The organism is Nonomuraea thailandensis, assembly GCF_024172165.1.
In the GTDB taxonomy this organism is placed as follows: Bacteria; Actinomycetota; Actinomycetes; order Streptosporangiales; family Streptosporangiaceae; genus Nonomuraea; species Nonomuraea thailandensis.
Genome location: NZ_JAMZEB010000002.1, coordinates 2720220 through 2746074, shown reverse-complemented (window position 1 = coordinate 2746074; position 25855 = coordinate 2720220). Strand labels below are relative to the sequence as shown.

Sequence of the window (25855 nt, the reverse complement as noted above, 5' to 3'; positions counted from 1 at the left end):
CTTCGTTGTAGCGTAATTCTACCGGCCCCGTCAGGAGATCGGGTACTGCTGTCCCGCTCCCAGCGCGCCGGTGAAGTCCACGGTGCGGCCGTCGATGGCGAAACTGTAACGGCCCGTCCGGACGATCTCCGGCTGCTCGGCCAGGTAGGCCGTCATGTGCTCGAGCTCGTCCGCGCTCAACCATGACGGCGGGTCGGAGACCGCCTTGAACCCGCAGATCGTGGCCAGGTCCCGCAGCCAGCCCATCTGCGTCTCGGTGAGCAGGTTGAGCCGGCTGCGGAAGTACACGATGTCCGGGTCGACCTGGAGCAGGCGTGACTGCCACAGCCGGTGCAGCGTGTTCACCACGGCGTTGTAGGCCATGGCGTCCGAGGGGTCGTCGGTGGCGTAGTTGGTCCACAGCGGGGCGACGTCGGGGCCGCTGCGCAGCCCGTCCGCGAGGCCGAGCGAGGGCAGCAGCAGGGCGCCGCTGCCGAGCAGGTAGACCTCCGGGCCCGCGACGCGCCGGATCAGGGCGAGCGCGTCGCGATAGGCCTGCTCGCGGGGCCGGCCGGAGTGCCGGACGCCCGGGACCGCGCCGGCGTTGACGAAGTCGAGCTTGAGGTAGGTGAAGCCCCACTCGTGCACGACCTTGCGGATCATCCGGGTGAGGTGCTCCTGGACGCCGGGGTGGGTGAGGTCCAGGGCCCAGTAGGAGGTTCCCCAGTTGTGTCCGGCGGCCACCGGCTGCCCACCGGCGTCGCGCAGCAGGAATTCGGGATGCTCAAGGGCGGTTCGCGATGTGGGCAGCACGATGAACGGCGCCAGCCACAGGCCCGCCTGCATGCCGGCGGCGTTGATCCGCTCGGTCAGGGCGCGCATGCCGGAGGGGAACTTGTGGTTGGGATCCCAGTCCCCCACGGCGAGCTGCCAGCCGTCGTCGATCTGGGCGACGTCGTACGGCAGGCCCGCCAGCGCGGCGATGTCCTTGTTCAGCACCTGCTCGCTGATGCCCTCGTAGTAGGCGTACCAGGTGCACCAGACGTTGCCGGCCTGCCGGTCGCTGCGGCCCAGCCGCGCCGCGAGCTGGTCGGTGTAGCGGTCGAAGACCTCCTGCTCGGTGCCGTAGGCCAGGAACCAGGGGGCGCCGTCGTCCTCGTACCAGCCGGCGAGGGTGTCGAGGTCGGCCGACAGCCGGGGGGTGCCCAGGCCGAGGGAGCCCAGCAGGAGCACCCGCCCGTCGTCGCCCTGCAGCGCGGCCACGGCCGAGGAGTGGTGGCGGGCCGGGTCGTCCCAGACCGTGTCGTCCGCGGTCAGGCGCCGCTGGGGGTTGGCGATCCGCAAGGGGGGCTCGCTGAGCCGGCGCCACCCGCAGGGGCTCCAGGAGTTCTGGCCATGCCGGTAGAACAGGGCGTCGGCGAGACCGTGCAGGATCGCGACCCGTCCGGACGGGAGGACGAGACCGCCGGCGACGGGCGTGGGGGGCTCGGAACCGGTGAGCTCGATCGCGAATTCACGACCGGCCAGGTCGACGAGCAGGGGCATGGTTCTCCTTCGAGCAGCGGTGTTCAGGCGGCGGTGTTCGAGCAGCAGTGCCCGTCCGGCGCCGGCGCGGCGCGGATGCCGCCGGACGGGCAGATGACACCAGACGATCAGGCGAACAGGCTGTTGACCTGCTCGTTGGCCTTCTTCAGCGCCTCGGCGGGCTCGATCTGGCCGAGGATGACCGCCTGCAGGGCGTCCTGGACGATCTGGCTGATCTCGGTGCCGTGGTCGGTGATCGGCAGGAGGAACGTGCTGCCCGGGGTCTTGGTGTAGTCGACGTACACCTGCACGTCACGGCCCTTGGCCTTGTGGGCGGCCAGCGCCTTCTCCGCCGAGGTCTTGATCGCGGGGAACACGACGGCGTTGCCGGCCACCACGTCCTGGCAGGCGCTCGAGCCGAGGTACTTCACCCACTTCCACGCGGCGTCCTTGTTCTCGGTGCCCGCCCAGATGGCGTCCGACAGGCCGTTGATGGCGCTCTTGCGGGTCCCGACCGGCCCGACGGGCAGCGGCGCGAGCGCGAACTTGTGCTTGGCGCCCTCACCCATGTATGTGTTGATGGTCCAGGAGCCGGCGATCGTGAGCGCGGCCTTCCCGGAGTTCATCACGGCGTCGATGCCGAGCGTCGACTGCTTGTCGAAGCGGGGCGCGTACCCCTTGTCGGTCAGCGCCTTGTACCAGCCGATGGTCTCGATCAGTTTGGGGTCGTCGTACTTGAAGCGGGTGCCCCACGGGTTCTTGTCGAGGTAGGTCCAGCCGTTGGCGGCGGCCAGCTCGCCCCAGCCGTTCTGGCCCTGGGAGCCGTCGTTCCACTCGGGCTGGTATCCGTAGACCGCGACGTGGTCCTTGTCGAAGCCCGGGTCCAGGCCGTTGCGGCCCTTGTCGTCGATGGTGAGCTTGGCGATGACCTGCTCGAAGGTGCCGCCGTCGGTGGGGTTCCAGGTCAGGTCGGCGAGTTCGTCGGGCTTGACGCCCGCCTTGTCGAGCATGTCGCTGTTGTAGACGATCGCCTCGGTGTCCCAGTCCTTGGGCAGCCCGTACCGCTTGCCGTCCTTGGTCCACAGGTCCGCGAGCCCGTCCTGATACTGGGTCAGATCGACCTTGTCGGCGTCGACATAGGGCTGGATGTCGAGGATCTGCTGGCTGGAGACGAACTGCGGGTAGTACGACACCTGGTTGGTCCACACGTCGGGCGCCTCGCCCGCCGCCAGCTGCGTGGTCAGGTTCTGCCAGTACTGCGCCCAGGCCGTCTGGGTGATCTTGATGGTGATGTTCGGGTTCGCCTGGTGGAAGGCATCTGCGCAGGCCTGGTAGGAGGCCGACTGATTGTCGTCCCACAGCCAGTAGTCGAGCGTGACGGCACCACCCGCGTCACCGCCCGCCGGCTCGTCCGCCTCGGAACCGCCGCACGCGGTGAGCGTGGTGCCCGCCATCAGCCCGCAGAGCAGGGTTGCGGCGACCCGCTTCCTGTTGATCATCGAGGTGCCTCTTTCTGGGGGATAGGGCCGAGGGCCCGAGAAAGTTCCCTCTTGCCTTGTCGGCTCTCTCGAATAATGATGTGGCTCATCGAAAATTTGTCAAGGCCAGCTCATAAGTGCTTTGGCAATCGTCATGTGGAGGCATCGATGGTCCACTCTCCGATCGGCCGGCCTGCGCGGATGGCGCTCGTCGCCCTCCTGGCCGCGGCCGTCACGGCGCTACCCGCCCCGGGCTCGGCCGCGACCGTTCAGCCGGGCTGGCGGGATCTGGCGGCGGCGCAGGCTCCGGACGCCAATCCGCTGGAGGGCTTCATCCCCTACGCCGGCGCCTATACGACGTTCCCGCACTCGATGGAGTGGTTCTACCTGCCGCTGAACGCGGTGATGACCGGCCCGCACCGCTTCGACTGGGGGGCGTTGGAGGAGCAGCTGGACGCGATCGCCGCCCGGGGCCACCATGCGGCGTTCCGCTTCTACCTGGACTATCCGGGCAAGCCCAGCGGCGTCCCGCAGTTCCTGCTCGATCAGGGTCTGCTGACCCGGCCGTACGACGACTTCGGCAACAACGGGCAGAGCGTGTCGCCCGACTACGACGACCCGAACCTGACCGCCGCGCTCGACCGGTTCATCGCCGCCCTCGGCCGCCGCTACGACGGTGACCCGCGGATCGGGTTCGTCCAGCTCGGCCTGCTGGGATTCTGGGGCGAGTGGCACACCTGGCCGCACAACGGAGACCCGGGCACGGAGAACTGGTTCGCCTCCCAGGCCGAACAGCTCAGGGTGCTGAACGCCTACGACAAGGCCTTCGACCGGACCAGGCTCATGGTCCGCTACCCCGGCGCCGACAACAGGGCACACGACCTGGGCTACCACGACGACTCCTTCGCCTACTCCACCCTGCCGGGCCCCGGCTGGCACTTCATGGACCTGATGGGGCAGGCCGGCACCACAGGCAAGTGGCGGACCAACACGGTCGCCGGCGAGCTGCGGCCCGAGCTGCAGGGCTGCCTGTTCAACGTGCCGATGGACTGTCCCGGCGACGGGGACAAGGACTTCGACACGAGCGTCGCCCAGACCCACGCCACCTGGCTGCTCAACCACTACGCCTTCAGCCCCGGGTACACCGGCGCCGCCTACGGCCAGGCGCTGAAGGGCGCCAAGTCGCTGGGCTACGAGTTGCGGGTCACCGCCGTGCGCACCGAGCAGAGGCGCCGCGGCCTCGACGTCGCCGTCCGGATCAGCAACGACGGCGTGGCCCCGTTCTCCTACGACTGGCCCGTCCAGCTGGCCGCGGTCGGGCGGGACGGGCGGATCGCCCGGACCTGGACGACGTCGTGGAAGCTGACCGGCGTCATGCCCGGCGAGCCGGCCGAGCTCACCGCCACCCTGCCGCCCGGGCTGCGGAAGGGTGAGTACACGCTGGTCCTGCGGGCGGCCAACCCGTTGCGCAACGGCATGCCGCTGCGTTTCGCCAACGCCGACCAGGACACGACCGTCCCGGGCTGGCTGACCATCGGGCGGATCCGGGCCTCCTGACGCCACCACGAAAGGGGTGCGGCCCGGGCCGCACCCCGCTTCGTCACTTGATGCCGGAGAAGTTCATCGACTGCACCAGCCGCTTGCCCAGGAAGACGAGCAGGATGAGCACCGGGATGACGGACAGCACCGAACCGGCCATGATCCCGGTCCAGTCCGGCCCCCGGTTCGGCGACTGCTGGAGGAACACGCCCAGCCCGACGGTGAGCACCCGGGTGTCCTCGGCCTTGCCCACCAGCAACGGCCACAGGTAGTCCTTCCAGCTCCACACGACCGTGGTCAGCCCGATGGTGATCAGCGGGCCGCGGCTCATGGGCAGCACGATCTTCCAGAACATCCCCCACCTGCCGATGCCCTCCAGCGTCGCGGCCTCCTCCACGTCCCGGGGGATGGACAGGAAGAACTGGCGCAGGAAGAACACTGCGAACGGCGTCATCAGCAGGCTGGGCAGGACCAGCCCCGGGAACGTGTTCAGCAGGTCGAGCTGCTTGACCAGCACGAAGTTGGGCAGAATCGTGAAGATCGGCGGCACCATCAGCGCGGCGATGATGGCGGTGAAGGCCAGGTCCCTGCCGGGAAAGCGCAGCCGCGCGAAGGCATAGCCCGCCATGGCGCAGCAGAAGGTCTGCACGACGGCGATCAGCCCGCTGTAGATGACCGAGTTCATCGTGTACAGCAGGAAGTTCAGCTGCGCGCCCGACCCGCCCGCGGCCCTGGCCGTCTCGGCGTCGACCAGCCCCAGCACCCGGGCGAAGTTGATCAGCGTGGGGTTGTCCGGCCACAGCCCGGTCGAGTCGGTGTAGAGGTCGCCCGCCGGGGTCAGCGCCGTGCGGACCATCCAGTAGAAGGGGAAGACCGTGAGCACGACCGCGGCGATGACGGCGAACCAGGCGGCCTTCCTGCCGATTTTCAATCCGGAGAACATGCGAAGGCTCCTTAGGCCAGGTCCGAACGCGACGCACGCAGCATCCGCAACTGAAGGGTGGTCAGCACGCCGAGGATGACCACGAGGACCATCGCCAGGGCGGAGGCGTATCCCATGTCGAAGTAGGTGAACGCCCGCTGGTAGATGTAGTAGTAGATGACCCGGGTCTCCGGGATGGGAGCCTTGCCGCCGTACACCACCGCGACCGTGTCGAAGATCTGGAACGAGCCGATCAGCGACACCACCAGCACCAGTGCCAGGATCGGCCGCAGGAGCGGCAGTGTGATCGAGCGGAACATGCGCCATTCGCCGGCGCCGTCCATCGCCGCGCCCTCGTACAGGTGCGGCGGGATCTGCAACATCCCCGCGTAGAGCAGCAGTGCGGTGTAGCCCGTGAAGGTCCAGGTGTTGACCAGGGCCACCAGCGGCATCGCCCATTCAGGCGAGTTGAAGGACAGGGTCGTGTCGAGCCCGGTCAGGCCGATGAGGTGGTTGACGAACCCGAGATCGGGGTCCAGCAGCCAGGCCCACAGCAGGCCGATCGTCACGTTCGGCACCAGCCAGGGCACCAGCAGCGTCGCGCGCAGGACGACCGAGCGGGTCAGCCGGTGCATCAGCGCGGCCAGCCCGAGCGCGAGCAGGGTCTGGGAAACGATGTTCACGACCACGTAGTAGCCCGTGACCTTGAGCGCGTTCCAGGCCTGCGCGTCGCTGACCAGCTCCCGGTAGTTGTCCGCGCCGACGTATTTCGGATCGGCGAGCAGGCTGTAGTCGGTGAACGAGTACCAGATGCCCCGGGCCGTCGGATAGGCGTAGAAGACCGCGAAACCGGCGATCACCGGCAGCAGGAACAACCACGCGACCCGGCGGTCGTCCCGCCGCCGTCGCCGCGGGCGGCCATGGCGTCCGAGAAGCCCTTGCCGCTGGTCGGTCCCGGCATCGAGTCGTGTCCCAACCGCTTGCATGGGCGCTCCCTGTCGACTGCCACTCGCCGGCGTTCCGTGCGGGCCGGTCCTGGGTAATAATGATGTGAGTAATCGATATTTTGTCAAGAGCGCATCATATCTGCGAGGAGCGCCGACGGACTTGCGATAGCAAAAGTGGATCTGGCGCAAGCGAAGCCTTCATGCTTGTATTCCGTTACATCCAGGTTTCGCTCTGGCAACCCCCCACCATTCCGAGGCCCCCATGAAGATGAGACGTCGGCTCGCCTCTCTCGCCGCCATCACGATCCTGCTGTTAGGCGGGGCGGTTCCCGCGTCGGCCGCCCCGGCCGGCCCGCCCGCCCGGCCCCCCGCCGGGCCGCTCCCGGACACGACGCTGACCACCCACACCTACGCCTACGCCCCCACGCCGGTGGGGCAGCCGCTGAAGGGATTCGCCCCCTACCTGTTCCCCGGCGACAACTACGACGCCAAGTACCCCGGCGGCGTGATGTGGACCTACTTCGCGCTCAACGAGATCATGACGAACCCCTCGGACTGCAACGCCTTCGACTGGACGCTCTTCGAGAAGGCGCTGGACGAGTCCGCCGTGTGGGGCCGCCAGGTCGCCTTCCGGTTCTACGTGGAGTATCCGGGCGGCACCTCCTCCCACCCGGGCAACGGCATCCCGCCGTGTCTCAACGGCAAGGCGGCCCTGCGCAACAACGGGTTCTGGGGCACCGTCAGCCCCGACTACGACGACCCCGACGTCATCGCCGCGTTCACCGGCTTCATCAACGCCTTCGCCGCCCGGTACGACAAGGCGGGGCCCGGAGGAACGGCCGACCCCCGGATCGGGTTCATGTCCCTGGGCCTGGTCGGGCTGTGGGGTGAATGGCACACCTGGCCCTACGACCGGGACACCGCCGACGGCTACCCCGACCTGATGCCGACCGACGCCACCATCAGCACCCTGATCAACGCCTTCGACGCGGCCTTCGACAACATCCAGCTCGAGGTCCGCTACCCGGGCCTGGCCGGCACCCGGACGGCGAACATCGGCTTCCACGACGACTCCTGGCCCTACAAGGAGCACCGCGGCGGCCAGCTCAAGAGCATGACGCTGCCCAGGTCCATGAACGGCTGGGACGACGCGTTCACCCAGATCATGCTGGACAACGGCACGGAGAACCGCTGGACGACGCACTCCATCGGCGGGGAGGCCCGCCCCGAGATCCAGGGCTCCCTGTACGCCAACTACCCGGCCGGGGGCGGCCAGGTGGACGACGTGCTCGCCGCCACCGAGCTCACCCACATCAGCTGGATGATCAACCAGACCGGCGCGGGCGGCTACAGCCCCACCGACCCGAAGGTCGCCGCAGGCGTACGCAAGATGGGCTACAACCTGCACATCCCGCAGGCCAACTTCAACGCGAGCAACGGCGGCACCTTCAAGGTCGGCGTCACCGTGCAGAACGACGGGGTGGCGCCCTTCTACTACCCCTGGAAGTTCGTCATCGGCCTGCGGAACTCCAGTGGCAGCGTGGTCAAGACCTGGGACACCGACTGGGACATCCGCACCGTCCAGCCGCTCAAGATCCGCGCCTTCCCCGACTGGAACGCCGGCGCCGACCCCACCTACCTCGACTTCGGCCGCCCGGTGAACTTCTCGGCCAACCTCAACGCCGCGGGCGTCCCGGCCGGGAGCTACCAGCTCGTCCTGCGGGTGCGCAACCCGCTGGAGAGCATCACCCAGCAGGTGCTGCGCGACCGCCCGGCGTCCGTGCGGCTCACCGACTGGATCATCGACAGGTGGCGTCCCGCCTACCCGCTGTCGTTCGCCAACGCCAACCAGGGCTCCGACGGCTGGGTCGGCCTCGGCCAGATCAGCACCACCGGCACGTGCGGCGGTGACTGCACCGCGCCTTCGGCCCCGGCGGGCCTGGCCGTCACCGCCCGCACCGACACCAGCGTCTCGCTGTCCTGGTCCGCCTCGGCCGACAGCGGCGGCAGCGGCCTGCGGGGCTACCACGTCCACCGGTCGGGGACGAAGGTCACCGCCACGCCCGTCACCGGGACCTCGTTCACGGACACCGGGCTGACCGCCGGCCGTACCTACCAGTACACGGTCGAGGCGGTCGACAACGCCGGCAACGTCTCGGCCCGGTCGGCCGCCGTGAGCGCCACCACGACCGGCTGCTCCGGCGACTGCGCCGCGCCCACCGCACCCACGCTGACCTCCACGGGCAGGACCGCCACGACGGTGTCGCTCTCGTGGAGCGGCGCCACCGACGACGTCGGGGTCACCGGCTACGAGGTCTACCGCGGCAGCACGAGGGTCGCCACCCCCACCGGCACCTCCTACACCGACGAGGGCCTCACTCCCTCGACGAGCTACGCCTACACGGTCAAGGCCAAGGACGCCGCGGGCAACCTCTCGCCGTCCGGCAACACCGTCACCGTCGTCACCGAGGCGAACCCCGGCGGCTCCGGCCTGGTGCTGGACGACTTCGACGGCACCCCGGCCTACCCGTCAGGAGCGAAGAACGACCTGGGCAGGTGGACGGGAGGCAACTGCTTCCTGGACGGCGGCGGGTCCGGCGCGGTCACCGGCGGCGCGCTGAGCCTGCGCTACGACAACTGCGGCTGGTTCGGCAGCGACGTCGGGGTGGACCTCACCTCCAGGACCCACCTGGTGATCCGCGTCAAGGGCGCCACGGGCGGCGAGCAGGCCCACTTCAACCTCGGCCTCGGCGGCACCACCAAGCTCTTCGCCGACTACTCCCTCGACGGCGGCGCCCACCCGGCCATCACCACCGCCTACCAGGACATCAGGATCCCGCTGGCCGCCAACGGCATCAGCCGCAACTCCCCCGCCCAGCTCGCCATGGGCTTCTGGTACGGAGGCGCCTCCACCATCACCATCGACGAGATCCGCTTCGAATAGGACCACCCGGAGATGCCGAACATGCCAGAGCCCCTGCCCGTCGAGGCCCGCCACCGGCAGATCCCGACGACGAGGGCAGCGCGCATGTTCGGCATCCTGCTTCGCACTGCTCAGGACGCCGTGAGGTCTCCGAGCACTACGCGTCCTCGGCAGGCACCAGCAGGCCCGAAGATCCGCACCGCGACCCTCCCGTCGGGCAGCGGCGCCGGGCTGTCCGCGACCACCGCCTCGCCGCCCGGCCACGGCTCACTGTCAAGCAGCACCTCGTTGATCTGCAGCCGGCCGTCGTGGTGGGAGGTGAACAGGCGCAGCCCGTGCACCCTCCGGGTCAGCGGCTCGGCGCGCAACGCCTGCAGCAGCCGGTCGAGCGGGGATCCGGCGGAGGGCACCGGCCGGTCGGCGAACAGGTTGAGCTGGGTACCCAGCGAGCGACGCTCTCCACCAGCCATGGCCTGGCCGGCGCCGGGTGTGACACGGCGAAGTCGACCTGGGCCATCACCGCGCCGGCCGAGGCAGGGTGGACGAACAGCTCCGCCGCCACACCTCCTCGTCCCTGGGCGGCTCCTCACCCGCGCGGAACGCGGCGATCCCCACCTCGACGGCGGCGCCATACCTCAACGATTCGCGCAGCCCTGTCCACGGCGGCTCTCCGCCCGGCCTCCTCGGACAGACACCTGACACGCAGGTCCGCACGGTGCTGTGCGGGAGGGCCCTCAGTGGAGCTGGATGCCCACGAGGCAGGTGTCGTCGTCGGTGTCGGACCTGCTGTGGGTCAGCAGGTGGTCCAGCCGGTGGCCGAGGCCCGTGCTCGGGTGCGTGGCGGTTCGGAGAAGCTGCTGCTGCGCCTGCTGCAGGGGCAGGTCGCGGCGTTCGATCAGGCCGTCGGTGTACATGAGCAGGATGTCGTCGGAGGCGAGCTGGACCTGGCTCTCCTCGTAGGTCATGTCCGACAGCGCGCCGAGCAGGACGCCGCTGATCATGTCCAGCTCGACGGCCTGGCCGTCCCTGATCAGGATGGGCGGCAGGTGCCCGGCTCTGGCCCAGCTCAGGACGTGCGTGTCGGGGTCGTACAGCCCGCAGATCGCCGTCGCGGTCACGTTCTCGGTCAGGTGGTGGGCGACCATGTTGAGCCAGGCCAGGAGCTGTCCGGGGCCCGCGCCGGTGGCGGCCAGGCCGCGCAGGGCGTTGCGCAGCACGACCATGCCGGTGGCCGCCTCGATGCCGTGCCCGGCCACGTCGCCCACGGCCAGCAGGATCTTCTTGGACGGCAGTATGACGGCGTCGTACCAGTCGCCGCCGACCAGGTGATCCTTCTCCGCCGGCCGGTAGCGTACGGCGACGTCGAGGCCGAACGCCTCCACCGGCTGCTGGCTGGCCGGCATGATGGCCCGCTGGAGCTGCAGCGCCAGCCGGTTGCGCTCGGCCGCCTGCTGCTCGGTGTGGGCGAGCTGGTCGCGGGTGGCCGCGAGCGCCATCTCCGTCCAGTGCTGGGAGGAGATGTCCTGGTACGCGCCCCGGATGGCCAGCAGAAGGCCGTCGTCGCTCAGCGCCGGCTCGGCCACCACCCTGATGTGGCGGGCGATGCCGTCGCGCCGCTGCAGCCGGAACGCGGCGGAGGCGGGCTGGCGGTGGTGCAGCACCGTGCGCAGGAAGCGCCCGATGACCACCGCGTCGTCGGGGTGGGCGTGCTCGGCCAGCAGCTCCAGCGGGATGGGCGGCTCGCCCGGGTCCATTCCGTACAGCGAGTGGAGCTGGCTGTTCCAGGTGATCTCGCCGGTGAGCGCGTTCTCCTCGAAGCCGCCGATGCGGCCCAGGCGCTGGGCGTGCTGGAGCAGGCTGGCCAGGCGGGTGGCCTCGTCCTGCAGCCGCCAGATCATCAGCACGTCGTCGCCGTGGCGGGTGATGCTCACGTGCGCGACGCTGGCCAGCGGCACCTGGTCGACCAGCGCGGTCAGCGTCACCTGTTCGGACTGGAACGGCTCGCCGGTGGCGTGCACTCGCTCGATCTTGGAGAACAGGCCGTCGTCCTGGGCGGCCAGCGGGTACGCCTCCAGCAGCCGCGCACCGGTCACCATCGCGGTCGGCCGCCCGGCCGGGTCGGCGAAGCGCGGGTTGGTGTGGCGGATGCGGAAGTCGGTGAGCCGGCCGTCGGCGCTCAGGCAGGGCTGCAGCACCATCGCGGCGTCGGGCAGCACGTCGGCCAGGTCGGTCAGCTCCGACGGCGGGGCCGGGGCGGGCGCGACCGAAGGACGCTCCAGCGTGTGCGCGCACAGCTCGGCCAGCGCCTCGATCTGCTTGACGATCTGGGGCGACGGCGTCTCCAGCGGCTCGGGCCAGCTGATCTCCAGCACGCCCAGCACGCGGCCGCCGGTGCCGGCGGGCACCGAGGCGCGGCCGCCGCCGGGGGTGGCGTGCCGGCCGATCGAGGGCAGGCCGACGTCCGACAGCGCGCGCAGCCAGACCGGCTTGCGTTCGGTGAGCGCCTGCCGGGCGGGGGTGGCCACGCCGGGCGGCACGTAGCGCCAGCGGGCGGCCTCGGCCTCGTTGAAGCCGGCGTAGCCGGCCAGGGCGAGCGAGGCGTCGTGGCCGGCTGCCCAGATGGCGACGGCGGTGGCGCCGAGGGGGGTCAGCGCGTGTTGCAGCAGCGACTCGGCCACGGCCTGCGCGTCGCCGGCCTGCAGCATGCCGTTCTCGGCGCTGCGCATGCGCACCGCCACACCCGCACCGGCCCCTGCGCCGGTACGAGCGCTGTCGGCCACGCCGGCTCCTGCGCCTGTGCGCTCGGCCGCGCCGGCCCCCGCGCGGGGGCGAGCGCGTCCGGCCGCGGCCGGCGCCTCATGGGAGCGAGCCGCGTTCAGGAACTCCCGGGCCGTCTCGCTGATGCGGTCCCTGGCGGCGTGGTTGATGATGTCGGCCGACATCTCGATGGGCGAGACGCCCGCCTGCTCGGCCAGCGTCGCGATCTGCCGCGCGGCCTCGGTGAGGCCGCAGCCGAGCCGTTCGATCAGGATGCCCTTGGCCACCTCGATCAGCGCCCGGCCCTCGGCCGCGTGCTGGGCCTCCCGCACCGCCTCGCGCAGCCGTTCGATGGTGGCCGCCAGACGGCCGACGTTCGTGGCCGCGCCCGCGTCCGGAAGCTCCGGGGAACCGGCGCTGCCGGGGTCCGGCGCTGCCGGGTGCTGGAGGTCGTGCACGTGCTCTCCTTGCCTGGTGACGGGGCGTTGCGGGGGCCGGTACGCGGGCTACGCCGTCAGCCAGTGCCGGATGCGCTCGATCAGGTGATCGGCGTCCACCGGCTTGGTGACGTAGTCGCTGGCCCCCGCGGCCAGGCTCTTCTCCTGGTCGCCCGGCATCGCCTTGGCGGTCACGGCGATGATGGGCAGGGCGGCGTGCTGGGGCATCGCGCGGATCGCAGCCGTGGCGGCGTAGCCGTCCATCTCCGGCATCATGACGTCCATCAGCACGAGGTCGATCTCGGGGTGCTCGACGAGGGCGTCGATGCTCTCCCTGCCGTTCTCGGCGTGCAGGACGCGGATGCCGTGCACCTCCAGCATGCTGGTCAGCGCGAACAGGTTGCGGGTGTCGTCGTCCACGACCAGGATCGTGCGGCCGCTGAGCGCGCCGTCCACCTCGCTCTCGGCGGGGGCCGGGACGGACGCCTCCGAACGCATCAGCGGCAGCACGTCACCGACCTGCTCGGCCGTCAGGTGCAGCGCGATGCGCTCGCGCAGCTCGTCGAGGCTGGACAGCAGCTCGAGCGGCTGGTTGGCCAGGTGCGCCTCGCGCTGCGTGCCGGCCTGCCAGTTGCTGTAGGCCAGCACGGGCACCCCGGACAGCGCCGGGTCGCCGTCCATCGCTTCCAGGAGCTGGTAGGCCGCCTGCTGTGGCATCTCCAGGTCGAGCACGATGCAGTGGCAGGGTTCGGCGGCCAGGGTGGCCGCGGCCTCCTGGGCGCCGGCGGCGGCGACGAGCTCGATCTCGCCGACGCGGGTGCGCGGCAGCTCGTGCACCACACTCTCGGCGACCAGCGAGAGGAGCCCGCGGGCGCGCTGCTCGATCACCAGCAGGCGGCGCTGCTGGGGCGGAGCGGGCGTCCCGGCGGGACGCGGATCCTCGGGCGTCGCCTCGTCCGGTTCGCCGGCCTCTTCGGCCGGTTCGGCCGTGGTGTCCTTGGCGGCCGGGTCCTGGAAGTCGGGGCGTGCGATCGGCAGGTAGAGCGTGAACGTGCTGCCCTCCCCCGGCGCGCTGTGCGCGGTGATGGCGCCGCCGAGCAGGTAGGCGATCTCGCGGCTGATCGACAGGCCGAGGCCGGTGCCGCCGTACTTGCGGCTCGTCGTACCGTCGGCCTGCTGGAACGCCCCGAAGATCACTTCGAGCTGCTGCTCGGCGATGCCGATGCCGGTGTCGATCACGCGCAGGGCGAGCGCGCCTCCGTGGGGCCGCACCGAAGGGGGCAGCTCCGACTGCGCGGCCGGCTCGATGCGCAGCTCCACGCTGCCCGTCTCGGTGAACTTGACCGCGTTGGAGAGCAGGTTGCGCAGCACCTGGCGCAGCCGCGAGTCGTCGGTGAGCAGCTCGGACGGGACGCCGGGAAGGGTCGTGACGCGGAAGGCGAGGCTCTTCTGGCTGGTCATGGGCCGGAAGGTGGCCTCCACGTAGTCGAGCAGCTGACGGACCTGGACCCATTCCGGGTTGATGTCCATCTTGCCCGCCTCGACCTTGGACAGGTCGAGGATGTCGTTGATGAGCTGCAGCAGGTCCGAGCCGGCGGAGTGGATGATCCCGGCGTACTCCACCTGCTTCGGGGTGAGGTTGCGGGTGTGGTTCTGGGCCAGGAGCTGGGCCAGGATGAGCAGCGAGTTGAGCGGGGTGCGCAGCTCGTGGCTCATGTTCGCCAGGAACTCGCTCTTGTACTTGCTGGCCAGGGAGAGCTGGTGGGCGCGGTCCTCCAGCTCCTGGCGGGCCTGCTCGATCTCCAGGTTCTTGGTCTCGATGTCCTGGTTCTGGCGGGCCAGCAGCGTCGCCTTCTCCTCCAGCTCGGCGTTGGAGCGCTGCAGCTCCTCCTGCTGGTTCTGCAGCTCCTCCGAGCGCGCCTGGAGCTCGACCGCCAGCCGCTGCGACTCCTCGAGCAGCTCGTCGGTGCGCGCGTTGGCCACGATCGTGTTCAGGTTGACGCCGACGGTCTCCATGAGCTGGTCGAGGAAGGTGCGGTGGACGGGCGTGAACGGCTGCACCGAGGCCAGCTCGATCACGCCCAGCACCTGCTCCTCGACCACGATGGGCAGCACGATGAGCGAGGCCGGCAGGCTCTCCCCCAGACCGGAGGAGACCTTCACGTACCCGGCGGGCACCTCGTCCACGGCGATGGTCCTGCGGGTGCTCGCGGCCTGGCCGACCAGGGCCTGGCCGAGGCGGAAACGGCCGGGACGGTCGGTCTCCACCGGGTAGCCGTAGGCGCTGATGAGCTTCAGCTCGCTCTCCTCGGCCAGGAAGAAGGCGCCGTACTGGGCCGAGACCAGCGGCGCCAGCTCGTTCATCACCAGCTCGGCCACCGTGGCCAGGTCGCGGTGCCCCTGCATCAGGCTGGACATGCGGGCCAGGTTGGACTTCAGCCAGTCCTGCTGCTCGTTGGCCGTCGTGGTCTCGCGCAGCGACTTCACCATCGAGTTGATGTTGTCCTTGAGGTCGGCCAGCTCGCCCTCGGCGTCCACCGTGATCGACCTGGTCAGGTCACCGGAGGTGACCGCGCTGGTCACCTCGGCGATGGCACGGACCTGGCGGGTGAGGTTGCCGGCCAGCTCGTTGACGTTCTCCGTCAGCCGCTTCCAGGTGCCCGACACGCCCTCCACCTCGGCCTGCCCGCCCAGCCGGCCCTCGCTGCCCACCTCGCGGGCCACGCGCGTGACCTCGGCGGCGAAGGCCGAAAGCTGGTCCACCATCGTGTTGATCGTGGTCTTCAGCTCCAGGATCTCGCCGCGGGCGTCCACGTCGATCTTGCGGGTCAGGTCGCCCCTGGCCACCGCCGTGGTGACCTGGGCGATGCTGCGCACCTGGTTGGTCAGGTTGTCGGCCATCGAGTTGACGTTGTCGGTGAGGTTCTTCCAGGTGCCGGCCACGTTCGGGACGCGGGCCTGACCGCCGAGCTGGCCCTCCGTGCCGACCTCGCGGGCCACGCGGGTCACCTCGTCGGCGAACGCGCTGAGCGTGTCGACCATCGTGTTGATCGTCTGCGCGAGCACCGCGACCTCGCCCTTGGCCTCCACGGTGATCTTCTGCGACAGGTCGCCGCGGGCCACGGCGGTGGCCACCTGGGCGATGCTGCGCACCTGGCTGGTCAGGTTGGAGGCCATGACGTTGACGTTGTCCGTCAGGTCCTTCCAGGTGCCCGACACGCCCCGGACCGTCGCCTGCCCGCCCAGGTTGCCCTCCGTGCCCACCTCGCGGGCCACGCGGGTCACCTCGTCGGCGAACGCCGACAGCTGGTCGACCATCGTGTTGATGGTCTCCTTGAGCTCCAGGATCTCGCCCCGGGCGTCCACCCGGATCTTCTGCGACAGGTCGCCGCGCGCGACGGCGGTGGTGACCTCGGCGATGCTGCGGACCTGCGCCGTCAGGTTGTCGGCCATGACGTTGACCGACTCCGTCAGCGCCTTCCAGGTGCCGGAGACGCCCTTCACGTCGGCCTGGCCGCCCAGCCTGCCGTCGGTGCCGACCTCGCGCGCCACCCTCGTCACCTCGTCGGCGAACGACGAGAGCTGGTCGACCATCGTGTTCAGGGTGTTCTTCAGCTCCAGGATCTCGCCCCGGGCCGAAACCGTGATCTTCTGCGACAGGTCGCCGCGCGCCACCGCGGTGGCCACCTGGGAGATGTTGCGCACCTGGTCGGTCAGGTTGCCGGCCATGAAGTTCACCGAGTCGGTCAGGTCGCGCCAGGTGCCGGCCACGCCCTTCACGTTCGCCTGGCCGCCGAGCTGCCCCTCCGTGCCGACCTCGCGCGCCACCCTCGTCACCTCGTCGGCGAACGACGAGAGCTGGTCCACCATCGTGTTGACGGTGTTCTTCAGCTCCAGGATCTCGCCGCGCGCGTCCACCGTGATCTTCTGCGACAGGTCGCCGCGGGCCACGGCCGTGGTGACCTGGGCGATGCTGCGCACCTGGTCGGTGAGATTGCCGGCCATGGCGTTGACCGAGTCGGTGAGGTCCTTCCACGTCCCCGACACGCCCGGCACGTCGGCCTGGCCGCCCAGCCGGCCGTCGGTGCCCACCTCGCGGGCCACCCGGGTCACCTCAGAGGTGAACAGCGCGAGCTGGTCCACCATGCCGTTGAACACCGACGCGATCTCGCCGAGCAGCCCGTCGGCGTCCCCGGGCAGCCGATGGCGGAAGTCGCCGTCCCTGACGGCCGTCAGCCCCGCCAGGAGCTGCCTCAGCTCCTGCTCGCCGACTTCCGCGTTCGCGGAGTTGGTGGAACGCGAGCCCTGCACCGACGTGTCACTCATGTCCCGCCTCATCGTCCTTGCCCGTCAACCTGACTTGCCAGCCCTGTCAATCCGTCGCTCCGTAGTGCCGGGGACACCGCCCCGACCCGTACGTGCCTTCGTCACCGTTTTGTGAGGGTACTAGATCGTTGCAGTGCTTTCCTGCCGTCTGGCCTGCCGCAATGACGATCCACGAGCCAGAACCGCCGGGCGCCGCCCCTTCCCGTCGCCCGTGCCGAACAGAGGAACCGACTTGCCTTGGACCCTCCTGGCGCCCCCGGTTCGGGTTCTCCTCACCATCCCGGCGACCAGTGCCCTGACCGGCCGGCGATCCCTGGACAGATGAGCGCGAGCCGGCACCGTCAGCAGGCCGGGCAGTTCCGGCAGGAGGTGAGGCGGATCACCGTCACCGCTCGTCCTCCGCGTTCGCCGGGATCCCGTGATAGATGTCAAGGAGCTGTTGAGTCGAGTGCGGCAGGGATGCGTAGGTCCGAGGCCATCGACGGGCGTCCGCGAGGTTCCGGCGGGAGTGGACGGTGTCGCGGTGATCCGGGCCGAGGAGTCGCAGGCGGGCTTGCAGGTTACGTTCGTGCAGCGGGATCGAACGGTCCCATTCGCCTACGTACTCGTAGCTGTAGGCAAGATCGTCCCGGGCGAGCAAGGTGTCCGGATGGTCCTCGCCCAGATCTCGCACGGATTCGGACAGCGCTCGTTGCCGATCCTCGATCTGGCCGGCCGCGGTAGCCAAGGTGAGGCGGAGGAGCGCTGCTTCCTTCCTGAGGAAGTGAAGGGCGCTGCCCGGTTCCGGCTCCGCCTGGTGCGTCACCGCGTCGACGTGCGGAAGGAGCATCCTCCAGACGGGCCATAAGCCGAACTCCTTACGGTCGGGAAGGGCCCTGGTCAGAGCGGTGGCAGCCTGTTCGCGGGCTTGGGCGATGCTCTCGGGCAGGCGGTGCGGGTCGTCCGGGTCAGGGGTGCGGGCGACAGCATGGACAAGGCGATGGACCGCCAAGGTGTCGCTCTTCACGGTGATCATGCTGTACGCGGCGAGCCGGCCGACCGCCGAGACCAGCGCCGGGCCGCTGACCAGGTGTCCGAGGAGAGCACGCGGAATGTTGTCGGGGGCGTACCAGGCCAGGACGCGAAGGATCTGTCCGGGCAGGGGATCATCGGCGAGGCGATCCAGCGTCACCTGCCAGACGCGGGCGACGGTGCGTGCGGGATCGACGCCTTCAGCCCCGTCCCGGTACATGGCGCCCGGGTGGTCGGCAAGCAGCTCCGCGTACTCACGCGGAATGATGCCGGCCTGCGTCATATAGGCGCCGGCTTGCTCGATGGCCAGCGGAAGGCCGCCCAGTTCCGTGCAGAGATCGTCGGCCCCGGCAAGGTCACGCTCGCCCTCGTGGGTGAGGATGCCGCTGAGCAGCGCCACGGCTTCCGCCTGGTCGAGGACGTCCAAGGCGACGGGCGTGGCCAGGCGGTGCCAGCCGGTGGCACGGCGGCTGGTGATGAGGAACCGGCCGTCGGGCGCCCTCGCCAGCAGCGGCTGGACATCGGCGGGATCGTTCACGTTGTCAAGGATGACCAGCCAGTCCCCATGAGTGGCGAGCCACTGCATCGCCTGCTCCCTGAGCACCTCCAACGGAAGCACGTTGGACAGCGCGGGCTGCAACGCGGTGGCCAGCCTCGCCAGACCGGCATCGATGGCGGCGGTGCTGTCAGCGGTGATCCACCAGACCGGGGAGAAGCGGGTGCCGCCACGGGTGGCGGCCCAGTGCGCCGCCAGTGTGCTCTTCCCGATCCCTCCCAGTCCGTGCACCGCCTGCACAACGGCTCCGCCGGGACCTTCCAGCGCCTCGTCCAGCCGGGCCAGGGCCTGGCCGCGGCCCACGAACAGCCCTGTGCGCAACGGCACGTTGGTCAGCCGCGGCGGAGGCGGAAGATCCGCCATCCGTGTGAACGCCTCAGCCGGGATCACGGATGCCTGCCCGGCCTGGATCAACACGTTCATCGCGCCTTCGCCCGTTGACGCGATCCCGCTGAAGTCCCTGCCGATGGCCAGGGAACGATCTCCCTCAGCACTCGCTCCGGGCGTGGCAGAGCTGCTTCGCGGGGAGCGCTGCTCGTCGTCCGGTCGTCCGGGCTGCTCGCTCATCGTCACCCGGCTACGACCACAGCTCCCGCCACCCCGTGAGGCGGCGAACGGTGCAACGTGTACACCGACACACCAGGTGCGGCCAGGCCGGCGAACGTCCCGACAACCGCTCCGCCCCACGCCGACGTCCCTTGCCGAGCCATACGACCTCCGTTGCTCCTGAGCCGATATTGTCGGGGTCCCCACAGCCCAGGGCAATCCCGGAGCGGCCCTCGGCCGGAATACGCCGAGGCCCCTGCCGGCAGCGGGGACGGACGTCACGCCCGCCCGGCCGGCGTCCCCTCCAGGAAACGTCGCCTGGTCGCGAAACCTCCGGATTGTCGCCCGCGACCGCCAGGGTCCCGAGCCACACCTGCATGATCAAGACTGAGGAGCGGCATGGCCGGGTTGCTGCGGTCCGTCGAGGACGAGGTTCCCATCACCTACGGTCAGTTCGACCTTCATGACGGCTCCGGCCTCGGGCAAGAGACCGACGAGGATGCCTAGGCCGGCCTGTTGCTCGCGGAGCCGGGCGGGGTCGCCCTCGGGCCCCTGCAGTTGCGGGTCAGTATGCGCATGGGCAGGGAGCTGAACCCCCACGGCGCTCCCACCTACCGGCTGAAGCGTTCCGAGCTCCGCACTGTCCTGCTCCGGCCCGCTCCCGGGGTCAGCGGCAGCGCTTGGGCCTGCGGAGGCGGACCGGGTGCGCACTCGAAATCTATAGGCATCTCTTCAACGCCGGGGTGGTTGAGGAGATGCTGAAGCTCGGACGGGAGGATGCCCCGTAAGCGCCCCTCCGCGCTCCGGCCCGGAGCAGGCTCCTGCCCGCGGTGCGGCACCCGGCTGGACTACTGCCGGCGTTTCGACGCAACGCTGTGCGTGCTGTGTGACGAGCCCGCCTTGCGGCGGGCAGCGCGGCTGGCCCGCCGGCGGGGACGTCGCGCCTCACAACCACGTACGTAGATCGTCGATGTCGACCAGCGGCAACCCCCAGCGCAGGGCGAAGGCCTCCAGATCCGCGGCGCCGGCCATGGTGCCGTCGCGTTTCATCACCTCACAGCACACGCCCACCGGCGGCAGACCCGCGGCCAGGCACAGCGCGACGGTCGCTTCGGTGTGTCCGGCCCTCTCCCGCAACAGGCCGGGCCGGGCCGCGATGGGGACGACGTGGCCGGGCGAGGCGAAGTCGGCGGGCCGAGAGCCGGGGCGGGCGAGCTGCCGTACGGTCGCGGCGCGCTCGGCGGCGCTGACCCCGGTGCCCGTGCCCGCGGTCAGGTCGACCGGAGTGTGAAAGGCCGTGCCCTGGCGATCTCCCACGCCCGCCAGGGCCGGGATCTCCAGCCGCTCCAGGACCTCCGGCGCGCACGGAACGCACGGGTAGCCGTACACCTCGGTCAGCAGGAAGGTGAAGGCGGCCGGACGCAGGTCCGCGCCGGCGAAGATGACGTCGCCCTCGACCTCGCGATCGGGGTCCCACACCATGACAGCGCCTCCGGCGGCCAGCTGCCGCACCGCCTTCTCCACCCCGATCCGTCCCGACAGGTGCCCGGCCCAGCCCAGCGCCGCGACCGCGCGGGCGACGTGCGCGCTCGCGGAGGCCGGACCGTCCGCCGCCAGCCGGCCGACCATGTCGGATTCGATGTTGACCCGGTCGCCCACGGACAGCCCGGCCAGGGTCGTGCCGGCGAGCGTGGACGGGATCAGCGCCACCGAGAGGCGGTCCTTGACGATCTCGGCCACGGTCAGGCTCACGCCGTCGACCGCGATGGAGCCCTTGGCCGCGATCCTGCTGATGAACCGGTCCGGCGGGCGGATCCACAACCGCCGCCCCAGCCCCGGATCGTCGTCGACGCGGACGACCTTGCCGACCCCGTCGACGTGGCCCTGCACCAGATGCCCGTCGAGGGGGTCGCCGACGGTCAGGGGCGTTTCCAGATTCACCCGCCGGCCGGGGGCCGGCGTCTGGTCGAACGTCGTCCGCCGCCGGGTCTCGGTGCTGATCGACATGCTGATCAGATCCTGCTCCACGTGCTCGGCCGTCAGACGCACCCCTGCGACGTTCAGCGAGCCGCCGGGGACCAGCCGTCCGGCGCACTTGGCCGCCCGGATGCCGATGTCGTTCGCGCCGACGGCTTCGATCGTGCCGATCTCGTGAATTCTGCCGGTGAACATGCTCGTCCCCTTCGTACTGGCGTCCGCCGCAGCCGATGGCGTCAGGGACCGGCCGATGGGGTCCGAGAGGGGGCGGGGTGTCACCGCATGGCTCCGGAGTCGCACCGGATCGTTCCTCCGCGGGGAGGAACCGGCGGGCTGTCACCGCCGCACCTGGAATCGCGCCACCTTCACGATAGCCGTCATCCACGCCGATGAGAACGGGTTCGATCTTCTGATTCCGGTGTCACGAGTCTCCGGGCATGCCTCTTCCGCCAGGACAAAAGTGACGGGTTACGAAATCTCGTGACAATGATTATCATTTGCTCGATCTGTCGGACGTCGACCGTGAAGGGTGACGCATGTCCGCTTCTCGAGCCCCCTCGGTGCTGGCCCCCGCCCGCGCCACCCTGATCGGTTGTGGAGTCCTGACCGCGGTCAGCGCGCTGGCCGGGATGGCGCCGCTGATCGCGGTGGTCGAGATCAGCCGGCGCCTGCTCCACGGCGACACGGACGTGTGGCCGATCATCGTGGTCGCGCTCGCCGCCCTGGCCGTCAAGCAGCTCGGCACGTTCGGCGCGGGAGTGCTGACGCATCTGGCCGACATCCGGGTGTCGTTCAGGATCCGGCGGGAGCTGCTGGGCAAGCTGCGCAGGCTGCCGCTCGGCTGGTTCACCGACCGCAACTCCGGCGTCGTGAAGAAGACGGTCGAGGACGACGTCGCCGCGCTGCACCAGCTCATCGCCCACTCCGTGGTGGAGGTGACGGCCGCCGCCGTCCCCGTGGTGGTCGCGATCGGCTACCTGTTCGCCGTGGACTGGCGGATGGCGCTGATCAGCCTCGTTCCGCTGGTTGCCGGGCTGGTCGTGTACCAGCGGGCGATGGCCGGGGCGGGGACGAAGTATCCGGAGTTCATGACGTGGCTGACCCGGCTGAGCGGGGCGGCGGTCGAGTTCGTCAACGGCATCGGGGTGGTCAAGGCGTTCGGCACCCCGGGGGTGGCCAGTCGCCGGTTCCAGGAGGTGTCACGAAATTTCGCTCGATTCTTCCTCGACTGGGCGAAGGCGACGACCAGGGCCTCGGTCATCTCGGAGATCCTGCTGTCACCGCCGAGCGTGCTCGTCGTCATGGTGGGCGCCGGCGGCGCGCTCACCGCCGCCGGGTGGTTGCCGCTGACGAGTTTTCTGGCGTTCCTGGTGTTCGGGACGGTCACCACCGCGGGCCTGATGACGGTCATGATGTCGATCCATCCGCTGGTCACCGCGCTGAGCGTGGCGCGCGGCATCGGCGAGGTGCTCGCCGCGCCCGAGCTGCCCGTCCCGGCGAGCCCGATCGTGCCCGACCCCGACGCTCCCGGCCCGGTGGTGCGGATGCGCGGGGTGTGTTTCGCCTACGGGGACACGGTCGCGCTCGACGGCGTGGACCTGGACCTCGAACGCGGCACGGTCACCGCGCTGACAGGCCCGTCCGGATCCGGCAAGTCCACCCTGGCCAGGCTGCTGCCCCGCTTCGACGACCCGCAGCGGGGCTCCGTCGAGCTGTACGGCTCCGACCTGCGCGACCTCGACCCCGCCGAGCTGTACCGGCACGTGGCGTTCGTCTTCCAGGACGCGGCGCTGCTGCGCATGAGCATCCGCGACAACATCCGCCTGGCCCGCCCGGACGCCTGCGACGCCGACGTGCGGGCGGCGGCGGCCCAGGCGCAGATCCTCGACCGCCTCGACGCGCTCCCGCGCGGCCTGGACTCGGTGGCGGGCGAGGACGCCGAGCTGTCAGGGGGTGAGCGGCAGCGGGTGTGCATCGCCCGCGCCATCCTCGCCGACCGGCCGGTCCTGGTCCTGGACGAGGCCACGGCCAGTGCCGACCCCGAGAACGAGGCCCGCATCCAGGACGCGCTCAGCGAGGTCGCGCGCGGCCGTACCGTGCTGGTCATCGCGCACCGGCTGAGCACGATCCGCGGCGCCGACCAGATCGTGGTCCTCGACGAGGGCCGCGTGGCCGAGCGGGGACGGCACGAGGAGCTGCTGGCCCGCCAGGGCCTGTACACCCGCCTGTGGGAGCACGACCAGCGCGCCCGCCAGGACGCCGCCGAGCGGCTGGAGGCCGGCCGATGATCGCCATGATCCGCTACCTGTCCGAGCTGCTCGACCAGCGCGGGCGCCGTCACCTGTACGCCATGCTCGCCGCCCAGGCCGGGCAGGGGGTGCTGCAGGGGCTGGGCTTCCTGCTCGTGGCACCGCTGGTGGCCACCCTCACCACCGCGCCGGTCGACTGGGGCCGCTTCTGGCTGTGGGCGGGCGCCATCGTGGCCGCGGTCAGCGCCCACCACGCGCTGCTGGCGTGGAGCACCTCTCGCGGCTACGTCGTCGGCACCGACGTGCTGACCGGCTTCCACGAACGCCTGGGCAACCATCTCGCCACGCTGCCGATCGGCTGGTTCCGCGGCGACCGCACCGGCCCGATCGGGCGGATGCTCGGCAAGGGCACGATGGACGTCGCCAACGTCCCCGCCCACCTGCTGCGCCACGTCGTCGTCGGCATCACCGCGCCCACTACCATGATCATCGGCAGCTTCCTGCTCGACTGGCGGATCGGCCTGGCCTTCGCCGCCGGGGCGGTGCTGTGCGCGTCCGCCCTGCGGCTGCTCATGGTGATCGTGCGGCGCAACGACGACGACTACGAGCACGACATCGGCCTCAGCGCCTCCCGCATCGTCGAGTACGCCCGCCGGCAGCCGACCCTGCGCGCCTACGGCGTGCTCGACCGGCCCGAGCTCGGCACGCTGGAGGAGTCGCTGGTCCGCCAGCAGGGCTCCCAGGCACGGCTCACCATCCGGGGAGCCTGGGGGCTGATCGCGTTCTTCGGCGCCCTGCAACTCGTGGTCACCGCCGTCATCGCCCTCACGGTCCTCTTCACCCTGCAGGGCACCATGACCGTCGCGGTCATGATCGGCTTGATGATCGTCACCCTCCGCATGCTCGACCCGATCTCCCAGCTCGGCGAGCTCGCCGGCACCGTGCAGGTCAACGCCGACGCGATCGGCCGCGTACGGGCGCTGCTGGAGGTGCCGCCGCTGCCCGAACCGGCCGTGCCCGCCGAGCCGGCAGGCACCGGCATCGAGCTGCGCGGCGTGCGCTTCGGCTACGACGATGTCGACGGCGGGGGCCCCGTCGTCCTCGACGGCATCGACGCGACGATCCCCGCCGGCAGCTTCACCGCTGTCGTGGGCCCGTCCGGCGCGGGCAAGAGCACCCTGCTCAAGCTCATCGGCCGCTTCTTCGACGTCACCGAGGGCTCGATCCGCATCGGCGGGCGGGACGTGCGCGAGCTCGGCAGCGCCGGCGTCTCCCGGCTGACCGCGCAGGTCTTCCAGGACGTCTACCTGTTCGAGGGCACCATCGCCGACAACCTGCGCATGGCGGCCCCGGACGCCACCGGCGCCGACCTCGACCGGGTGGCCCGCGTCGCCCGCCTCGACGAGGTCGTCGAACGCCTCCCGAACGGCTGGGACACCCGCGTCGGCGAGGCCGGCTCCACCCTTTCCGGCGGCGAGAAGCAACGCGTCTCGATCGCCCGCGCCCTGCTCAAGGACGCCCCCGTCGTGCTGCTGGACGAGGCCACCGCCGCCCTGGACCCGGCCAACGAGGCCGCCGTCGCCGGCGCCATCGCCGAGCTGGCCCGCGAACGCACCGTCATCGTCGTCGCGCACCGCCTGTCCACGGTGGTCGCCGCCGACCGCATCCTCGTCCTGGACCAGGGCCGGATCACCGAGCACGGCGACCACGACACCCTGCTCGCCGCGGGCGGCACGTACGCCCGTTTCTGGGCCGAACGCGTCCGCGCCCGCGGCTGGCAGCTCCGCTGACGCCGACGAGCGTCCGCAACCGCGGGTCCCGCCCCTTCCAGAAGGAGAATCCCCATGACATCCGCCGGCATCGGCACCGTGTTCGACAGCGCGGCCACCCACTACGCCGAGGTCTCACCGCTGCTGTGGAACCGCATCGGCGAGGCCACGGTCACCACCGCCGCGATCCGTCCCGGCGAGCGGGTGCTGGACGTGTGCTGCGGGGCAGGCGCCTCGGCCATCCCCGCCGCGCGGTCCACCGGGCCGCAGGGCCACGTGGACGCCATCGACCTCGCCGCGGGCCTCCTCGCCCACGGGCGTCGCCGCGCCGTCGCCGAAGGGCTGCGGAATGTGCGTTTCGTCGAAGCCGACGCGACCACCTGGGAGGGCTCCGCCTACGACGTCGTGCAGTGCGTCCACGGCGTCTTCTTCCTGCCCGACATGGACGCCTCCGTCTCCCGCCTGGCCGGGCTGCTCCGCCCCGGCGGGCGCCTGGTCGTCACCACCTGGGCCCAGGGCGCGATGGAGGGCTTCGGCCGGCTGTTCGCCGAGGCCGTCGCGCACGTACGGCAGGCTCCGGTGGCTCCTCCCACCAGCAGGCAGCCGGCGTCCAGGATCGGCGCCGAGCGGGAGCTGGGCGCCTGGCTCACCGCCCGCGGGCTGACGCGCGTCACCGTGACCCGCTTCCCCCTGCGCCTCCCCCTGGACGCCGCGTTCGCCTGGCAGGTGGTGCTCGGCAGCGGCTTTCGCGGCATGCTCGCCGGCCTGGAGGAGCCCGCCGTCGAACGGGTACGCGCCGCCTTCGGACGCCTCCTGCGCGAAGGGGGCATGGCCGAGCTGGACGCCACGTCCCTCATCGGAGCCGGAACGCTCCCGTGACCGGCGGCGGCCGCCCCTTCCGGTGATGCTAGGGTC

14 protein-coding genes are annotated in these 25855 nt (G+C 70.7%); 5 read left to right on the top strand and 9 right to left on the bottom strand.

The features are described 5' to 3' along the window. Window positions 1-30: 30 nt before the first annotated feature. Together HD597_RS16565 and HD597_RS16560 are read right to left on the bottom strand one after the other, a co-directional pair. The gene (locus HD597_RS16565; RefSeq protein ID WP_253743161.1) at window positions 31-1524 is read right to left on the bottom strand and encodes a glycoside hydrolase family 36 protein; all 1494 of its coding nucleotides are present in this window, start codon (window positions 1522-1524) and stop codon (window positions 31-33) included. Between the two features lie 107 nt (window positions 1525-1631). Beyond that, entirely contained in the window at window positions 1632-3002 is a 1371-nt protein-coding gene (locus HD597_RS16560; RefSeq protein WP_253743160.1) for an ABC transporter substrate-binding protein, read from the bottom strand. A gap of 147 nt (window positions 3003-3149) precedes the next feature. On the opposite strand from HD597_RS16560, the gene HD597_RS16555 reads away from it, so the two are divergent. Beyond that, window positions 3150-4538: a DUF4832 domain-containing protein gene (locus HD597_RS16555; protein WP_253743159.1), complete on the top strand. Its 1389-nt coding sequence runs from the start codon at window positions 3150-3152 to the stop codon at window positions 4536-4538. Between the two features lie 43 nt (window positions 4539-4581). Here HD597_RS16555 and HD597_RS16550 read toward each other — a convergent pair whose 3' ends face one another. Further along, the gene (locus HD597_RS16550; RefSeq protein ID WP_253743158.1) at window positions 4582-5463 is read right to left on the bottom strand and encodes a carbohydrate ABC transporter permease; all 882 of its coding nucleotides are present in this window, start codon (window positions 5461-5463) and stop codon (window positions 4582-4584) included. Between the two features lie 11 nt (window positions 5464-5474). Continuing rightward, window positions 5475-6428 carry a carbohydrate ABC transporter permease gene (locus tag HD597_RS16545; protein WP_253743157.1) on the bottom strand — a complete coding sequence of 318 codons (954 nt, stop codon included), beginning with the start codon at window positions 6426-6428 and terminating at the stop codon, window positions 5475-5477. A gap of 223 nt (window positions 6429-6651) precedes the next feature. On the opposite strand from HD597_RS16545, the gene HD597_RS16540 reads away from it, so the two are divergent. Further along, window positions 6652-9333, top strand: coding sequence for a fibronectin type III domain-containing protein (locus tag HD597_RS16540; RefSeq protein ID WP_253743156.1), 2682 nt, complete (start codon window positions 6652-6654; stop codon window positions 9331-9333). A 110-nt stretch (window positions 9334-9443) separates the two neighbouring features. Here the strand turns inward: HD597_RS16540 and HD597_RS16535 are convergent, their stop codons facing one another. The 5 genes from HD597_RS16535 to HD597_RS16515 all read right to left on the bottom strand — a co-directional run bounded on the left by HD597_RS16535 (window position 9444) and on the right by HD597_RS16515 (window position 21117). Further along, complete coding sequence (locus tag HD597_RS16535; protein ID WP_253743155.1) at window positions 9444-9782, bottom strand: DUF6348 family protein; 339 nt, start codon at window positions 9780-9782, stop codon at window positions 9444-9446. A 264-nt stretch (window positions 9783-10046) separates the two neighbouring features. Then, the gene (locus tag HD597_RS16530) at window positions 10047-12527 is read right to left on the bottom strand and encodes a SpoIIE family protein phosphatase (RefSeq protein ID WP_253743154.1); all 2481 of its coding nucleotides are present in this window, start codon (window positions 12525-12527) and stop codon (window positions 10047-10049) included. A gap of 48 nt (window positions 12528-12575) precedes the next feature. Continuing rightward, entirely contained in the window at window positions 12576-16832 is a 4257-nt protein-coding gene (locus tag HD597_RS16525) for a HAMP domain-containing hybrid sensor histidine kinase/response regulator (protein ID WP_253743152.1), read from the bottom strand. A gap of 385 nt (window positions 16833-17217) precedes the next feature. Further along, entirely contained in the window at window positions 17218-18822 is a 1605-nt protein-coding gene (locus tag HD597_RS16520) for an NB-ARC domain-containing protein (protein WP_253743150.1), read from the bottom strand. A 1068-nt stretch (window positions 18823-19890) separates the two neighbouring features. Beyond that, a complete protein-coding gene (locus HD597_RS16515; protein WP_253743148.1) occupies window positions 19891-21117 on the bottom strand; it encodes a riboflavin synthase in 1227 nt (408 codons plus the stop codon). A gap of 341 nt (window positions 21118-21458) precedes the next feature. Here HD597_RS16515 and HD597_RS16510 point away from each other — a divergent pair, with 341 nt between their 5' ends. Genes HD597_RS16510 through HD597_RS16500 form a run of 3 tightly spaced genes read left to right on the top strand, consistent with a single transcriptional unit; the run spans window position 21459 to window position 25819 of the window. Beyond that, window positions 21459-23210 (top strand): ABC transporter ATP-binding protein, encoded by a 1752-nt coding sequence (locus HD597_RS16510; protein ID WP_253743147.1) that lies wholly within the window; start codon window positions 21459-21461, stop codon window positions 23208-23210. Then, a complete protein-coding gene (locus tag HD597_RS16505; protein WP_253743146.1) occupies window positions 23207-24961 on the top strand; it encodes an ABC transporter ATP-binding protein in 1755 nt (584 codons plus the stop codon). The genes HD597_RS16510 and HD597_RS16505 overlap by 4 nt, the downstream gene beginning before the upstream one ends. Window positions 24962-25015: 54 nt before the next feature. Then, a complete protein-coding gene (locus HD597_RS16500; protein ID WP_253743145.1) occupies window positions 25016-25819 on the top strand; it encodes a class I SAM-dependent methyltransferase in 804 nt (267 codons plus the stop codon). Window positions 25820-25855 lie beyond the last annotated feature (36 nt).

Coding starts and splice junctions, on each gene's coding strand:
- HD597_RS16565 (WP_253743161.1), bottom strand. CDS start 1,524: ATGCCCCTGCTCGTCGACCTGGCCGGTCGTGAATTCGCGATCGAGCTC.
- HD597_RS16560 (WP_253743160.1), bottom strand. CDS start 3,002: ATGATCAACAGGAAGCGGGTCGCCGCAACCCTGCTCTGCGGGCTGATG.
- HD597_RS16555 (WP_253743159.1), top strand. CDS start 3,150: ATGGTCCACTCTCCGATCGGCCGGCCTGCGCGGATGGCGCTCGTCGCC.
- HD597_RS16550 (WP_253743158.1), bottom strand. CDS start 5,463: ATGTTCTCCGGATTGAAAATCGGCAGGAAGGCCGCCTGGTTCGCCGTC.
- HD597_RS16545 (WP_253743157.1), bottom strand. CDS start 6,428: ATGCAAGCGGTTGGGACACGACTCGATGCCGGGACCGACCAGCGGCAA.
- HD597_RS16540 (WP_253743156.1), top strand. CDS start 6,652: ATGAAGATGAGACGTCGGCTCGCCTCTCTCGCCGCCATCACGATCCTG.
- HD597_RS16535 (WP_253743155.1), bottom strand. CDS start 9,782: ATGGCTGGTGGAGAGCGTCGCTCGCTGGGTACCCAGCTCAACCTGTTC.
- HD597_RS16525 (WP_253743152.1), bottom strand. CDS start 16,832: ATGAGTGACACGTCGGTGCAGGGCTCGCGTTCCACCAACTCCGCGAAC.
- HD597_RS16520 (WP_253743150.1), bottom strand. CDS start 18,822: ATGAACGTGTTGATCCAGGCCGGGCAGGCATCCGTGATCCCGGCTGAG.
- HD597_RS16515 (WP_253743148.1), bottom strand. CDS start 21,117: ATGTTCACCGGCAGAATTCACGAGATCGGCACGATCGAAGCCGTCGGC.
- HD597_RS16510 (WP_253743147.1), top strand. CDS start 21,459: ATGTCCGCTTCTCGAGCCCCCTCGGTGCTGGCCCCCGCCCGCGCCACC.
- HD597_RS16505 (WP_253743146.1), top strand. CDS start 23,207: ATGATCGCCATGATCCGCTACCTGTCCGAGCTGCTCGACCAGCGCGGG.
- HD597_RS16500 (WP_253743145.1), top strand. CDS start 25,016: ATGACATCCGCCGGCATCGGCACCGTGTTCGACAGCGCGGCCACCCAC.